This is a genomic window from Terrihabitans aquatilis (assembly GCF_052542005.1).
Map to the genome: position 1 here is coordinate 22,530 of NZ_JBOCUO010000004.1, position 14,560 is coordinate 37,089.

15 protein-coding genes are annotated in these 14,560 nt (G+C 66.9%); 5 read left to right on the top strand and 10 right to left on the bottom strand.

Annotated elements, in window-relative coordinates; all coding sequences use genetic code 11:
* Positions 1 to 3: 3 nt before the first annotated feature.
* The 4 genes from ACQ6S1_RS15075 to ACQ6S1_RS15090 all read right to left on the bottom strand — a co-directional run bounded on the left by ACQ6S1_RS15075 (position 4) and on the right by ACQ6S1_RS15090 (position 2,888).
* Positions 4 to 195, bottom strand: coding sequence for a Flp family type IVb pilin (locus ACQ6S1_RS15075; RefSeq protein ID WP_445042062.1), 192 nt, complete (start codon positions 193 to 195; stop codon positions 4 to 6).
* Between the two features lie 25 nt (positions 196 to 220).
* Positions 221 to 625: a (deoxy)nucleoside triphosphate pyrophosphohydrolase gene (locus tag ACQ6S1_RS15080; RefSeq protein ID WP_445042063.1), complete on the bottom strand. Its 405-nt coding sequence runs from the start codon at positions 623 to 625 to the stop codon at positions 221 to 223.
* A gap of 80 nt (positions 626 to 705) precedes the next feature.
* Positions 706 to 1,935 carry a bifunctional glutamate N-acetyltransferase/amino-acid acetyltransferase ArgJ gene (argJ, locus tag ACQ6S1_RS15085; RefSeq protein ID WP_445042064.1) on the bottom strand — a complete coding sequence of 410 codons (1,230 nt, stop codon included), beginning with the start codon at positions 1,933 to 1,935 and terminating at the stop codon, positions 706 to 708.
* 11 nt (positions 1,936 to 1,946) lie between these two features.
* Entirely contained in the window at positions 1,947 to 2,888 is a 942-nt protein-coding gene (locus tag ACQ6S1_RS15090; RefSeq protein WP_445042065.1) for a peptidylprolyl isomerase, read from the bottom strand.
* A gap of 251 nt (positions 2,889 to 3,139) precedes the next feature.
* Between ACQ6S1_RS15090 and secA the strand changes: the two genes are divergently transcribed.
* A complete protein-coding gene (secA, locus tag ACQ6S1_RS15095) occupies positions 3,140 to 5,839 on the top strand; it encodes a preprotein translocase subunit SecA (protein ID WP_445042066.1) in 2,700 nt (899 codons plus the stop codon).
* A gap of 108 nt (positions 5,840 to 5,947) precedes the next feature.
* On the opposite strand, the gene ACQ6S1_RS15100 is transcribed toward secA, so the two are convergent.
* From ACQ6S1_RS15100 to ACQ6S1_RS15115, 4 genes are all read right to left on the bottom strand, one after another.
* A complete protein-coding gene (locus ACQ6S1_RS15100; RefSeq protein ID WP_445042067.1) occupies positions 5,948 to 7,501 on the bottom strand; it encodes a L,D-transpeptidase family protein in 1,554 nt (517 codons plus the stop codon).
* Positions 7,502 to 7,603: 102 nt separating this feature from the next.
* Positions 7,604 to 8,563: an acetyl-CoA carboxylase carboxyltransferase subunit alpha gene (locus ACQ6S1_RS15105; RefSeq protein ID WP_445042068.1), complete on the bottom strand. Its 960-nt coding sequence runs from the start codon at positions 8,561 to 8,563 to the stop codon at positions 7,604 to 7,606.
* 90 nt (positions 8,564 to 8,653) lie between these two features.
* On the bottom strand, positions 8,654 to 9,601 hold the full coding sequence (locus ACQ6S1_RS15110) for a site-specific tyrosine recombinase XerD (protein ID WP_445042069.1): 948 nt from the start codon (positions 9,599 to 9,601) through the stop codon (positions 8,654 to 8,656).
* Positions 9,598 to 9,744, bottom strand: coding sequence for a hypothetical protein (locus tag ACQ6S1_RS15115; RefSeq protein ID WP_445042070.1), 147 nt, complete (start codon positions 9,742 to 9,744; stop codon positions 9,598 to 9,600). Before ACQ6S1_RS15115 ends, ACQ6S1_RS15110 begins: the two co-directional genes overlap by 4 nt.
* Positions 9,745 to 9,876: 132 nt before the next feature.
* Between ACQ6S1_RS15115 and ACQ6S1_RS15120 the strand changes: the two genes are divergently transcribed.
* The 3 genes from ACQ6S1_RS15120 to ACQ6S1_RS15130 all read left to right on the top strand — a co-directional run bounded on the left by ACQ6S1_RS15120 (position 9,877) and on the right by ACQ6S1_RS15130 (position 12,141).
* The gene (locus tag ACQ6S1_RS15120; RefSeq protein WP_445042071.1) at positions 9,877 to 10,485 is read left to right on the top strand and encodes a shikimate kinase; all 609 of its coding nucleotides are present in this window, start codon (positions 9,877 to 9,879) and stop codon (positions 10,483 to 10,485) included.
* On the top strand, positions 10,482 to 11,618 hold the full coding sequence (gene aroB, locus ACQ6S1_RS15125) for a 3-dehydroquinate synthase (protein WP_445042072.1): 1,137 nt from the start codon (positions 10,482 to 10,484) through the stop codon (positions 11,616 to 11,618). The genes ACQ6S1_RS15120 and aroB overlap by 4 nt, the downstream gene beginning before the upstream one ends.
* Positions 11,619 to 11,718: 100 nt before the next feature.
* On the top strand, positions 11,719 to 12,141 hold the full coding sequence (locus ACQ6S1_RS15130) for a hypothetical protein (protein WP_445042073.1): 423 nt from the start codon (positions 11,719 to 11,721) through the stop codon (positions 12,139 to 12,141).
* A gap of 3 nt (positions 12,142 to 12,144) precedes the next feature.
* Here ACQ6S1_RS15130 and ACQ6S1_RS15135 read toward each other — a convergent pair whose 3' ends face one another.
* Entirely contained in the window at positions 12,145 to 12,627 is a 483-nt protein-coding gene (locus tag ACQ6S1_RS15135; protein ID WP_445042074.1) for a cupin, read from the bottom strand.
* Positions 12,628 to 12,695: 68 nt separating this feature from the next.
* On the opposite strand from ACQ6S1_RS15135, the gene ACQ6S1_RS15140 reads away from it, so the two are divergent.
* Positions 12,696 to 13,226, top strand: a complete 531-nt coding sequence (locus ACQ6S1_RS15140) for a gamma carbonic anhydrase family protein (RefSeq protein WP_445042075.1) — start codon at positions 12,696 to 12,698, stop codon at positions 13,224 to 13,226.
* On the opposite strand, the gene ACQ6S1_RS15145 is transcribed toward ACQ6S1_RS15140, so the two are convergent.
* Positions 13,223 to 14,560, bottom strand: coding sequence for a lipopolysaccharide biosynthesis protein (locus tag ACQ6S1_RS15145; RefSeq protein WP_445042076.1), 1,338 nt, complete (start codon positions 14,558 to 14,560; stop codon positions 13,223 to 13,225). The genes ACQ6S1_RS15140 and ACQ6S1_RS15145 overlap by 4 nt on opposite strands.

A 14,560-nucleotide genomic window follows, 5' to 3' on the forward strand; every position in this document is an offset into this window, starting at 1 on the left:
CTATTAATTGCCGCCCAGAACGCTCGCGATCCGCGCATAAGCGGGAAAGTCCTTCAGCTCGTCGTGGACCAGCCAGAGGGCGGGCACCATCACGACTGCGATCAGACCGGCGATCAGCGCATATTCGATGGCCGTCGCACCCCGCTTGTCGCGCCAGGATCGTTTCGCCAGCTCCCTCATTGCATTCTTCGCCAAGCGCCGATCCATTTCATGCCCGAGGTTAAAGCAGGTCGAGAAGCATGGGGATCAGCGGTTCGTCGGCGGGCGGCATCGGGTATTCCCTCAGCCGTTTCGGCGCTACCCAGGCCAGTTCCTGGCCTTCCAGCGGTCGTACGATCCCCTCCCAGCGCCGGCACACATAAAGCGGCATCAGGAGGTGAAAGCGCTCATAGGCATGGCTCGCAAAGGTTAGGGGCGCGAGGCAGTCCTGTTTGACGCTGATCCCTAATTCCTCGGACAGCTCCCTGATCAAGGTTTCCTCTGGCGTCTCGCCGGCCTCCGTTTTCCCGCCCGGAAATTCCCACAAGCCCGCCATGGACTTGCCCTCGGGTCTCCGGGCCAGAAGAACACGGCCGTCTGCGTCCACAAGGGCGCAGGCGGCAACCAGCACGAGCGTGACAGCCAAAGCTTCCCCCGAATGTAGAATCGAGACGTTAACGGCTTGCATCCGCCCCATCGTCGATTTTCACCGATGACGGTAAGGATTTACGAGCGGTAATCGGCGTTGATCGCGATGTATTCGTCCGTCAGATCACAGGTCCACACCCGCGACCGTCCGTCGCCGAGACCGATCTCGACACGAATATCGATGTTCTGGTTCTTCATGTAGGCCGAGGTCTCGGCCTCATCATAGGCCGGATCGCGTTCGCCCTCGACCGCCACGCGGATCGGTCCGAAATGAATCGCCAGCCGGTCGCGGTCGGCGGGCTCGCCGGCCTTGCCCACGGCCATCACCACGCGGCCCCAATTGGCGTCCTCGCCAGCCACCGCCGTCTTTACCAGCGGCGAATTGGCGATGGACAGCGCAATGCGATGAGCGGAGGCATCGCTCTCCGCGCCCTCCACGCGCACGGTCACGAACTTCGTCGCGCCTTCGCCGTCGCGCGCAACCTGCTGCGCCAGATCCTCCAGCACCGCATCGAAGGCCGCGCGCAACGCGTCCACCCGTGGATCGTCCAGGCTGTCGACCGGTGCGCCACCCGCTTTGCCGGTGGCAAAGGCCAGCAGCGTGTCGGAGGTGGAGGTATCGCCGTCCACCGTCACGCAATTGAAGCTCGTTTTGGTCGACCGGCTCAGAATATCCTGCAGCACCGCCGGCGCGATCGCGGCGTCGGTCGCCACGAACGACAGCATCGTCGCCATGTCGGGCGCGATCATGCCGGCACCCTTAGCAATGCCGCACAAGGTCACCACCACGCCGTCGAGGTCGACACGCGCCTGCGCGCCCTTCGGAAACGTGTCGGTCGTCATGATGGCGCGGGCGGCGTCTTCCCAGCCCTCGGCGCGTGCGTCGCCCACCAGACCATCCATCACCGGGCCGAACCGGCTGGCATCCAGCGGCTCACCGATCACGCCGGTCGACGCGAGGAAGATCTCGTCCTCTCCGCAGCCGATGGCCGGCGCCGCCAAACGGGCCGTCAGGGCCGTGGCCTCACGGCCTTTCTTGCCGGTGAAGGCATTGGCATTGCCCGAATTGACGATCAGCGCCCGTGCCTGTCCGGCCGGCAGCACCGCGCGGCACCAGTCGACGGGGGCGGACGGGCAGCGCGAGCGTGTGAACACCCCCGCGACGCTCGTGCCCTCGTCGAACAGCATCAGCAGCACATCGGTGCGGCCCCGATAGCGAATGCCGGCTTCCGCCGTCGCGATCCGCACGCCGCCCACGATCGGCAACTCCGGAAAATGCTCCGGAGCCAGCGGCGACACCTTCGCCATACGCGTTGTCCTTACTGGGCGGAAGACGGCACGGCTGCGCCGGGAGCCGGCGCCTTGGGCTGATCGACGCGTTCGATCTTTGCGCCCTCGCGCAGCTTCTGCACCGCTTCCTGCTGGGCGCGGCGGCTCACATAGGCCTCGATCTGGTCCTTCACCTGGTCGAGCGTGGGCACCGGCTTCTCGCGCTTCTCAGCCACCTTGATGATGTGCCAGCCGAACTGCGACTTCACCGGCGCGGACAACTTGCCCGGCTCCAGCTTGAACGCGGTCTCGGCGAATTCCGGCACCATCTGGTCCTGCGTGAAGAAACCGAGATCGCCGCCCTCCTGGCCAGAACCGGGATCTTTCGAGAGCTCTTTCGCGATCGCCGCGAAATCCTCGCCCTTCTTCAGGCGCTCCTCGATGGCCTTGGCCTCTTCCTCGGTCTCGACGAGGATGTGGCTGGCGCGCACTTCCTGCTCGGGCTTCAGTTCCTTGACGGTCTCGTCGTAGATCTGCTTCACCGCCTCGGTCGTCACGGCCTTCTTGCCGCTCTGGTCGAGGAAGGTCTGCATCAGCGCGCGCTCACGCAGGAAGGCGAGCTGCGACTGGAATTCCGGCCCCTCGGCCAGCTTTTCCTTCTCGGCGGCACGGGCCGCCAGCTTGATGTCGATCAGGAAGCCGATCACCTGCTCGCGCTTCTGCTCTTCCACCATTCCGGCCAGCGACGGGCCGAGCTCGTCGAGGGCAATCTTCACTTCCCGTTCGGTCAGCGGCTGGCCGTCGATGCGCGCCACCACATGGTCCGGATCGGCCGGCGCGGCGGCGGGTGCCTCGGCCGCGGGCGCTGCGGCCGGCGGCGTGGTCTGGGCCTGCGCGGCCAAAGGCGACATCGTCAGGATCGCGGCAGCGGCCAGCGCGAGCGCGAGGCGGCTGCAACCGTTGGACTTCGAGCCGGAAACATTCAGATTCATGGAGATCGATACCCTCATCGCGTGGCTCTTGACCCAGCGGGCGGACACTGCGCCGAAATGGGGCGCATTGACAACCCTTGGGGCCGTTCATAATTGTCCCCCCGACCGCTCCTGTCGGAACGGCTCCTGTTATTCCGGGGAACCACGCTGCGTCTCCCGTCCGCACGGCACCCGTTCCGGGTGATACGCTGGTCGGGACGCCCAACGGCCGGTTCATTCGCGCGCCCTGTGCGCCCGCTCATGAGGCCTTGATGCTTGGCGCCTTAGCACGTCTGTTCGGCTCGTCCAACGATCGCCGTCTGAAGAATCACCGCGCCCGCGTGGCGGAGATCAACGCGCTCGAACCCGAGCTGTTGAAGCTCTCGGACGAGGAGCTGCGCGCCCGCACCTTCCAGTTCCGCCAGCAGCTGGCCGAAGGCACCAAGCTCGACGATCTGCTCGTTCCCGCCTTCGCCACGGTGCGCGAGGCGGCGCGCCGCGTGCTCGGCCAGCGCCATTTCGATGTGCAGCTCATGGGCGGCATGGTGCTCTACGAGGGCAAGATCGCCGAGATGAAGACCGGCGAAGGCAAGACGCTCGTGGCCACGCTCGCCACCTATCTCAACGCTTTGCCCGGCCGCGGCGTCCACGTCGTCACCGTCAACGATTATCTGGCCACCCGCGATTCGGGCTGGATGGGCCGCGTCTACAATTTCCTTGGCCTGTCCACGGGCGTCATCGTCCACGGTCTCGACGACGAGGAACGCCGCGCCGCCTATGCGTGCGACATCACCTACGCCACGAACAACGAGCTCGGCTTCGATTACCTCCGCGACAACATGAAGTACGACGTGTCGCAGATGGTCCAGCGCGGCCATGCCTATGCGATCGTCGACGAAGTCGATTCGATCCTGGTGGACGAGGCGCGCACCCCGCTCATCATCTCCGGCCCGCTGGAGGATCGTTCCGAACTCTACATGACGATCGATGCCTTCATGCCCTCGCTCCTGCCCGAGCATTACGAGCTGGACGAGAAGCAGCGCACGGTCTCCCTCACCGAGGCCGGCAACGAATTCATCGAGGGCCCGCTGCGCGAAGCCGGCCTCCTGCGCGGCGAAAGCCTCTACGATCTCGAAAACGTCACGGTCGTCCACCACGTCAACCAGGCCCTGCGCGCTCACCGCCTGTTCCAGCGCGACAAGGATTATATCGTCCGTCACGGCGAGGTCGTCATCATCGACGAGTTCACCGGCCGCATGATGCCGGGCCGCCGCTATTCGGAAGGCCTGCATCAGGCGCTCGAGGCCAAGGAGCGGGTGCAGATCCAGCCCGAGAACCAGACGCTGGCCTCGATCACCTTCCAGAATTATTTCCGCCTCTACGACAAGCTGTCCGGAATGACCGGCACGGCGCTGACCGAGGCCGAGGAGTTCGGCGACATCTACCGCCTCGAAGTGGTCGAGATGCCGACCAATCTGCCGGTGTCGCGCATTGACGAGGACGACGAGGTCTACCGCACCAATCCGGAGAAATACCGTGCCATCGCGGTGCTGATCCGCGATTGCCGCGAGCGCGGCCAGCCCATCCTGGTCGGCACCACCTCCATCGAGAAGTCCGAGACGCTGTCGGAAGAGCTCAAGACCGCCGGCATTCCGCACCAGGTGCTGAACGCCCGCTATCATGAGCAGGAAGCCTTTATCGTCGCGCAGGCCGGCGTCCCCGGCGCCGTCACCATCGCCACCAACATGGCCGGCCGCGGCACCGACATTCAGCTCGGCGGCAACCTCGAAATGCGCGTCGAGCAGGAATGCGCGGATCTGCCGGAAGGCCCGGAACGCGAGGCGAAGATCGCCGAGATCAAGGCCGACATCGCCGAGAAGAAGAAGGTGGCGCTCGCCGCCGGCGGCCTCTGCGTCGTCGGCACCGAGCGTCATGAGAGCCGCCGCATCGACAACCAGCTGCGCGGCCGTTCCGGCCGTCAGGGCGATCCGGGACGCTCGAAATTCTATCTGTCGCTTCAGGACGATCTGATGCGCATCTTCGGCTCCGACCGCATGGACGGCATGCTGCAGAAGCTCGGCCTCCAGGAAGGCGAGGCCATCATCCACCCCTGGATCAACAAGGCGGTGGAACGTGCGCAGCGCAAGGTCGAGGCCCGCAATTTCGACATCCGCAAGAACCTCCTGAAATACGACGACGTGCTCAACGATCAGCGCAAGGTGATCTTCGAGCAGCGCCGCGAGCTCCTCGACGAGGAGGATCTGTCGGAAACCATCGGCGACATGCGCCATGGCGTGATCGACGATGTGGTCACGGCGCACATCCCCGAAAACGCCTATGCTGAGCAATGGGACACCGAGGGTCTGCGGCAGGACGTCGAGGAGAAGCTCGCGCTCGAACTTCCAGTCCAGGAATGGGCGCAGGAAGAGGGCATCGCCGACGAGGAAATCCGCGAGCGCATCAAGAAGGCCTCGGACGAGGCCATGGCCGCCAAGGCCGCCCGCTTCGGGCCCGACGTGATGCGCCAGATCGAGAAGGCCGTCGTCCTGCAGACGCTCGATGGCCTGTGGCGCGAGCACATCTCCACGCTCGACCATCTGCGTCAGGTCATCGGCCTGCGCGGCTACGGCCAGCGCGATCCGCTGAACGAGTACAAGACGGAAGCCTTCGACATCTTCCAGACCATGCTCGGCCGCCTGCGCGATGTGGTCACGGGCCAGCTCGCACGGGTCGAACTCGCACAGTCGCCGCCGCTCGCACCGGGCGAAGACGATCTTCCGCCCATGGAAGCGCATCACGAAAGCCCGTTCACCGGCGAGGACGAGATGGCCTTTGCAGCGGAAGCAGCGACTCTGGCCGATGCCGAGGTCGATCCCAACAATCCATCGACCTGGGGCAACGTCTCCCGCAACGCTCCCTGCCCCTGCGGCTCGGGCAAGAAATACAAGCATTGCCACGGCCGTTTCGGCTGATCCGGCAGCACTTCCGACCATGAAAAAAGGCCGCGCGAGCGGCCTTTTTTTTGTCTTCGTAGAGGCGCGGATCCTGCCGCCCGTGCGGCAGGCCCCCCGCTTATCAGCTTAGCGGAACGTTCCCGTGCTGAGGATCGGCGCTGCGATCAGCCCCGTCTGCGGACGCAGCTCAGGCGCGTTGGCGGCGGTCTTCGGTGCCGGGGCCGGCGCTGGGGTCTGAGCCGCCGACGCCTGGGCCACAGGCGCCGGCGGCGCCACGGGTGCAGGTGCCGCCGTCCGGGCGACAGGCTTGGGCGCCGGACGCGGTGCGGCCACCGGAGCCGGACGCGCGGCCGGAACCTCGACTGGAGCCGCGACGGCGACATGAACGGGAGCCGCAGGCGGAGCGGCCTTCGCCTCATCCGAGCCGAGACCCAGCATCTTCTTGTAGAACGGCTTCGAATGTCCGGACGCCCCGCCGAGCGACGCGGCAACCGGCTGCCCCATTGCGGGCTGAACGGGCTCGGCGGCGGCCGTCACCACAGGCTCGCTTGCCGGGGCAGAGATCGTGGCGGCGCTGGCCGTCGCGACCGGCGTGCTCGCCGTGTTAAGTTCCTTCGGCGTGTCGCGGCGCATCCATCCCAGCATGCCGTTGCCCGATGACCGCGGGGCCTCGTTGTCCGCCATTGCCAGGGCCGACGAGCTCGGAGCCGGCGCATGCATCTCCTCGGGCTCGGCCGAGGCGGTCAGCGTGCGCTGCGGCAGGGGATCGCTCAGCGCGCGCCTTATGCGTCCGTTCTGCGGCTCGTAGGCCGAAGCCGTCTGCACGTTGCCCGCCACCAATTGCGCGAACTTTTCCTCGTCCCGCTTGATCTTCGGCGCCACAGCCATGGCGACCGAGGGCTCGATCTCATAGGGCGGGCACGCCGCGTTCGGATCGAAGCTTCCGGCCTGCGACTGCGCGTCGAACACATATTTCCGGCCGCACACCGCGACTTTCGGCTCCTGCCGGGTCGCGACGAAATGGTCCGAGCCCTGCTTCAGGTTCTTCCAGAACGCGAGGTTCGGGTCGTTGCGGCGGCGCGCCATGTTCTCCGCCGTCATGCGGAACGGCATGGCCTGCACCTGGAACGATTTCTGCCCGCCGCGGAAGGCCTCGCGCGCCAGCGCATAGACCTCGGCGATCTGCGGATCGGTCATGGCGTAGCAGCCGGCGGACAGGCAGTCGCCATGCACCATCAGGTGCTTGCCGGTGCGGCCGAGGCTGCGGTCATAGGAATTCGGAAAGCCCAGGTCGAACGACAGGTAATAGGCCGAGCGCGGGTTCATCTGCGCCGGCGTCACCGTGTAGAAGCCCTCGGGCGCCTGCTTGTCGCCTTCCGCCTTCTTCGGCCCCAGATTGCCCGACCAGCGGCAGATGTCATACGTCTTCAGCAGCGCATAGCGGCCGTCCTGCTGACGCTTCTTCCAGACTTCGAGCTGGGAATCTTCCTTGTAGATGCGGACGAGGATCGGATCCTCTTTCCGCATGCCCTTTTCGGCCATCAGGGCCACGGTCTTCGGCGCGATGGGCTGCAGCGCCTTGGCGGGAATGCCGCCGCCGGCGGTTTCGGTCTTGCAGCCGGCAAGGCTCAGCGCGGCGAAACCGGCAAGGATCAGAAGGCTGAGAGGGCGCTTCGTCATGGGACTCTCGAATAGGTCAACCGGCCGCAAATGCAGCCTTCGTCCCCCCGACTTAACGACGCTTAGCCTTACGAAGACGTTACCGCAACCGGAATCTTGGGCTCAACCAGCGAGTGCGCGACCGATGGCCAGGAACTTGTCGCGCCGGTGCTGACGCAGCGCCGCGCCGTCCAGCCCGGACAATCCCTCGAAAGCGGCGGAAATCGCCTCGCCCACGGCCTCGACGGCCTGTGCGGGGTTGCGGTGCGCGCCCCCCATCGGCTCCGGAATGATGCCGTCCACCACGCCCAGCTTCAGCAGGTCCTGCGCGGTGATCTTGAGATTGGTGGCGGCGTCGGTCGCCCGTGCGCTGTCGCGCCACAGGATGGAGGCCGCGCCTTCCGGCGAGATCACGCTGTAGACCGAATGCTCCAGCATCTGCACGTTGTTGGCGGTGGCCAGCGCGATCGCGCCGCCCGATCCACCCTCGCCGATGATGACGGAGACGTTCGGCACGTCGAGCTTGAGGCAGGCTTCGGTGGAACGCGCAATGGCTTCCGCCTGGCCGCGCTCCTCCGCGCCGATGCCGGGATAGGCGCCCGCCGTGTCCACCAGCGTGATGATGGGCAGGCCGAAGCGGTTGGCCAGTTCCATCAGCCGCACGGCCTTGCGGTAGCCTTCGGGCCGCGCCATGCCGAAATTGTGCTTCAGCCGGCTCTCGGTGTCGGTGCCGCGCTCATGGCCCATCACCAGCACCGGCTGTCCGGCGAAGCGCGCGAAGCCGCCCATGATGGCCGCGTCGTCGCCGAACTTGCGGTCGCCCGCCAGCTCGTCGAATTCGGTGAACAGGGCCGAGATGTAGTCGTTGAAATGCGGCCGGCTCGGATGCCGCGCCACCATGGTTTTCTGCCAGGGCGTCAGCTTGCCGTAGAGATCGGCGATGGCGTCGTCGGCCTTGCCGCGCAGCCGCGCGATCTCGTCGTCGAGCGAGACCGCCTCTCCGGTCGCACCGATGGCCTGGAGCTCGTCGACCTTGGCCTCGAGCTCAGCGATGTGTTTTTCGAAATCGAGATAGCTGCGCATGGATCCGTGCGTTGGCCGCCATCTCCCGGTCCGCCGGTGCGGACGCCATCCGGCGGGCGGCCGGCAACCTGAGGGGATGGGGCGGGTAAGTCAAGACTTAGCGCCGGGATCGGGATCGGCCAGAGGGTGAAGATCGCGCACCATCGAGGCCACGCGCTCGTCCAGCACATGGGTGTAGATCTGCGTCGTGGCCACATCGGCATGGCCCAGCAATTGCTGGATCGCGCGCAGATCCGCCCCGTTCTGCAGCATATGGCTGGCGAAGGCGTGGCGCAGCACATGCGGGCTCACCCGCCGCGAATCGATTCCGGCCCTCGTCGCCACGTCCTTCAGATCCCGGGCGAAGGCCTGCCGCGTCAGATGCCCGCTTTCGCCGATCGAGGGAAACAGATAACGGCCGCCCTTCGCATCGCCCACCGCCTCCAGCAGTTCCAGATAGAGCGCACTGGTACGGAGCGCCGCGCCGGTCAGCGGCACCAGCCTCTCGCGCCCGCCCTTGCCGCGCACCGACAGAACCCGCGTGCCGGGCTTCGCCGCGCTGCGCGGCAGATCCACCAGTTCGGACACGCGCAGGCCGCTCGCGTACAGGATCTCCAACAGCGCGCTCATCCGCGCCGCACGGAAGCGTTCCTTCAGCGGCCGCGTCTCGTCGTCCACGCCCTCGGCCGCGCAGGCCAGCAGGCGGTCGACCTCCTCTACCGACAAGATCTTCGGCAAGGGGCGCCCGCGCTTCGGCCCCTCCAGCGAGGCGCCCGGATCGTCGGCGCGCAGGCCTTCGGTGTAGAGGAAGCGGTGAAATTGCCGCACGGCCGACAGCCGGCGCGCGGCGGTCGAGGTGCGCAAGCCCCGCGCCGAAAGATCGCTCAGCCAGGCGCGGATATCATCGGCATCCGAATCCCCCGCATCGCGTCCGCGCCCGATCAGGAAGTCGAAATAATCGTCGAGATCGCGGCGATAGGCATCCAGCGTGTTCTGCGCCGCGCCCCGCTCCGCCGACAGCATTTCCAGGAACGGCTCGATCTGCCGCGCCGCGCTCATGGCTCGGCGCTCTGCTCGATCGGAACGTTCACCATCATCTCGCGCGGGCTCGGCTCCACGAACGTCGCCAGCGCCCAGATCACGCCGAACGTGCAGGCCGCGATCAGGAGCAGATTGCGCAGCAGCCGGAACGTGCTGGGCATGGCGGACGATCTCCCGGGAAAACGCGCCGGATTCGGCGCCCCGTTCACCTTACGCCACGGCGCGGGCGGCAAAGCAATGCATGGGCCACTTGCGCCGCCTCGCCTTTCGTGGAAACCAAGCACGTAACGACCATGACGCCGAACGCCGCTCCCCATCTTCCACCCGACGCCGCCTTTCCGGACCGTGCGGCCCGCGTGCGCGCCGGCCTCGGCACGCGCGCCGTCGTGCTCATCGGCATGATGGGCGCCGGCAAGTCCTCGGTCGGCCGCCGGCTCGGCAAACTGCTCGACCTGCCCTTCGTCGATGCCGACACGGAGATCGAGAAGGCGGCGGGCATGACCATCCCCGACATCTTCGCCCGTCACGGCGAGGAATATTTCCGCGCCGGCGAGGTCCGCGTGCTCGCGCGTCTTCTGGAGGAAGGCGGCACCGTCATCGCCACCGGCGGCGGCGCCTGGATGAACCCCATGACGCGCGCCCATATCGGTCGCTGCGGCATCTCGGTCTGGCTCAAGGCCGATGCCGACCTTCTGATGCGCCGCGTCCGCAAGCGCGGCAACCGGCCCCTCCTGAAGACGGACGATCCCGACGCCACGCTGCGGAATATCCTCGCCGAACGCGAACCGGCCTATGCCGAGGCCGATGTCACGCTCGTGTCGCGGGATGTGCCGCAGGAATCCATGGCCGTCGAGACGTTGCAGGCGCTGGACGCCTACCTTCAGGAACACCCGCAGACATGACCGACACGCTCGCCCACGAAAGCCAGATCCGCGTCCCCGTCGCGCTCGGCGATCGCTCCTATCAGATACACATCGGCCCCCATCTCATCGCGGGCCTGGGCGAAGCGCTGAAACCTCTCGGCGCGCGCAACATCGCCGTGGTCACGGACCGCAACGTCGCCGCGCTTCACATGGATGCGGTACGCGACGCCATCGCGCCCGCCGGCCTCAATCTTTCGGAAATCGTTCTGCCCCCGGGCGAAGGCACCAAGAGCTTCCCGCATCTCGAAGACGTCTGCGCCCAGCTGCTGGAGGCGCGCATCGAGCGCGGCGATCTCGTCTTGGCTCTCGGCGGCGGCGTCATCGGCGATCTCGCGGGCTTCGCGGCGGCCATCCTGCGGCGCGGCGTGCGCGTGGTCCAGGTGCCCACCACCTTGCTCGCTCAGGTCGATTCCTCGGTCGGCGGCAAGACGGGCATCAACACCCGCGCCGGCAAGAACCTCATCGGCGCGTTCCACCAGCCCAGCCTCGTCCTGGCCGACACCGGCGTGCTCGACACGCTGCCCCAGCGCGAGTTCCGCGCCGGCTATGCGGAGATCGTCAAATACGGCCTGATCGACGATCCGGATTTCTTCGACTGGCTCGAAGCGGAATGGAACGAGGTCTTCCTCGGCGGCCAGGCGCGCATGAACGCCATCGCCACCTCCTGCGCGGCCAAGGCCGGCATCGTCGCCCGCGACGAGACGGAGACGGGCGAGCGCGCGCTCCTCAATCTCGGCCACACCTTCGGTCATGCGCTGGAAGCGGCCGTGCGCTATGACGGCGAGCGTCTGGTGCACGGCGAAGGCGTCGCCATCGGCCTCGTCGCCGCGTTCCGTTTCTCCGCCAGCCTCGGCCTTGCCTCCGAAACCGAGGCCGATCGCGTCGAAGCGCATCTGCGCGCCGTCGGCCTCCCCACCCGCATCTCCGACATTCCGGGCGAGATCGGCGATGCCGATCATCTGTTCGAGCTGATGGCACAGGACAAGAAGGTGAAGGCCGGCCGCCTCACCTTCATCCTCGCCCGCGGCATCGGCCAGAGCTTCGTGTCCTCGGATGTGGAGCCAGACGCCGTGAGGGCCTTTCTTCGCCAGTGGACCGCCCTAGATTCGTAAAGTTCGCGCTCCGGTGGAGCTTTTTCCGGATTCACGCGTTCATTCCCCGAGAGTTCAGCTGGCGTGTTGAGCCGGCGCACATTTTTCGGGGGAGGCCATCATGGCCCGTACATCTGACATCCTGGCCGGTCTGGCCGTCGGAATTGCCGTCGGCGTCGGCGCCAGCTTCGCCATTTCGCCCGGCCCGGCCGTCGCCAATGGCGGTTATGAGGCCGGCACCGAGACCATCCGTTCCAACAAGCCCGCGAAGGGCGATCTTCTGGTCACGCAGGAGCCGGTTCGCGTGGCTCGCAATCTGCTGGCCCAGCCGGTCGAAGTGCGTCAGGTGCAGGTGCTTGGCGATCAATCCGCCTCGATCGTCCTCCTCGACGACAAGGGCCGCATCGTCTACCGCAGCAGCCCGGCGGAAGCCCGCACCAGCGTCGCCAAGAACGTCGAGGTGCCCTCGGTCGCACCGGCGTCCACCGACAATCTGTCGCTGCGCATCGACACGGCCTTCCGCGCCATCCCGCGCGAATCCTGATCCCTATCCGCGCACCGGGTCCCGTTCCGGTGCGCGCAGCTTCGCGATGTTGTCGCGAACCTTCGCCGCATCCTTCGGCTCGCCCCGGCACAGATCCGGGTCACGGCCATCGGCATAGGCGCCCACGATCTCCAGATCCTCGCTGGCGCCTTCGTTGAAATGTCCCGTCCCGGCCGGCAGCATCACCACATCTCCGGCCTCCAGCATCAGCGAACGCCCGTCTGGCCCGCCGATCCGCGCAGTCACCCGCCCGCGCGAGATGCCCAGCACCTCATGGGCGGTCGAATGGAAATGGTGGAAATCGTAGAGCCCGTTTCGCCAGCTGCCCGTCCAGCCATTGCGCGCGAATAAATCCTCGAACGCGGCCGCTCCGTCGCCCGGCGTCAGCACGCCACGATAGACGAGCACCGCCAGGGACGGATTGTTGGGGATCGTCCCGTCATCGGCGAAGAACAGCGTCTCCGGTTCCCGCGCATCGTTTGCCATGTCGAATCTCCACTGTCCGCATGAACTGGGCAGGTGCGGCCCTTTCGGCAATCTGCTAGACGCGCCTCATGCCCGTTCACTCGCTCGGAAACCTGCACCCGCAACTGCCCGCAGAGGGCACTTATTGGATCGCGCCCGACGCCCGTCTGGTGGGCAATGTCCGCCTCGGCGAAGGTGCGACAATCTGGTTCGGCGCCGTCCTGCGCGGCGACAGCGAGCTCATCGACATCGGCGAGGCCTGCAACGTGCAGGATGGCTGCGTGCTGCATGTCGATCCCGGTTTCCCGCTCACCATGCACCCCTATTCGTCGCTCGGGCATCGCGCCATCGTGCATGGCTGCACCATCGGCGAAGGCAGCCTCGTCGGCATGGGCGCGACCATCCTCAACGGCTGCGTCATCGGCAAGGGCTGCCTCATCGGCGCCAACGCGCTGCTCACGCAGGGCACCATCGTGCCCGATCATTCATTGGTCGTGGGTGCGCCTGGCAAGGTGGTCCGGCAATTGACCGAAGCCGAGATCGCCCGCTGCCGCCGCACCGCGGAGGGCTATCGGGAGAAGGTCGCGCGCTATCATGCGGAGTTCGGCCCCGCGCGCTAGAGCAGCCGGATGCCCAGCCGGCGGTGCGCCAGCCCCGTCATCGCCACAGCCTGCGCCGCCAGCGCGAGGCTTGTCGCCAGCGCCGCACCCGCCAGCCCCCAGAGCGGAATGAGCGCGAGGTTCAGCACCAGATTGAGCAGCAGCGCCCCGCCCGCCGTCCAAGCCGTCGCCCGCTCCTCGCCCGCCATGGCCAGCAGGGGCTCCACAGGCCCCGCCGCCGCACGCGCCAGAAGGCCCGCCGCCATGATAGGCAGAAGATAGAACACGGTCGTGAAATCAGGCCCGAACAGCCACAGCAAGGGCTGGCCCAGAACCAGCAGCCCCAGCGCCGCAGCGAGCGAGGGCCAGAATGTCCAGCGCCGTGCCTGCCGGGCAAAGGCGGCCAGCTTCTCCCGCTCGCCCGCCACGTGATAGCCGGCAAACCGCGCCGCGCACGCCGCCTGCACGGCGAACACGATGAACGACATCACCGCCATGATTTTCGTCGCGGCGAAATAATGCGCCACATCGCCGGGCGGATGAAAACGCTCGAGGATCAGCACATCCACATAAGTCAGCAGCAGATAGAAGCCGTTCATCAGCAGGAGCGGCAGCGCCATGCGCAGCCAGCGCCGCACCTCCAACACCCGCCGCCCGCTTGGCACACGGCCCGACAGTCGCCCCCGCAGCACCACGAACTGGCCGATCCCCGCCACCAGGATTGCCGCCAGGCTGATCCACATCAGCCCCGCCGCATCCAGCCCGCGTCCGGCCGCGAACAGCGCGAACGCCACGCACAGGATCAGCAGCGGCTGCACGAAATAGGGCGGCACGAACGCCAGCCCCGCCCAGTGGAACGCGCGCGCGATCCCCTCCTGAAAATCCATCAGAACGAAGAACGGCGTGCACAGGCAGGCGATCAGCAAGGGCGTGCGAAACTCATCCGCCACCCAGCCGGGAACGCTCACCGCGATGGCCCCGAGCGTGGCGAACGCCGCCGAGATCACGAACGCCAGCGCCCCGCCGCCCGTCAGGAAGCCGCGCAGCCGCGCGCCCTCATCGCCAGCGGCCTGATATTCCGGCACCAGCCGCTGCGACGCGGCGGAAAGCCCGAGCCCGCTCAACCCTCCGGCCAGCAGCACCCACACCCAGGCATAGGCGTAGATGCCGTATTCATGCGCGCCCATCCATCGCGCCAAAGCCACCTGGAGCACCAGCGCCAGGGCCGCGTTCACCACGCGCAGCAGGAACGTGGTCGAGGCCATGCGCCGCGCCATTGCGAGGTCGCCGCCGTCGCGGGTCCATGCGCGCAGGCGGGCGCGCAGCCCTCCGGTCTCGGTCTGAAATTCGGTCAC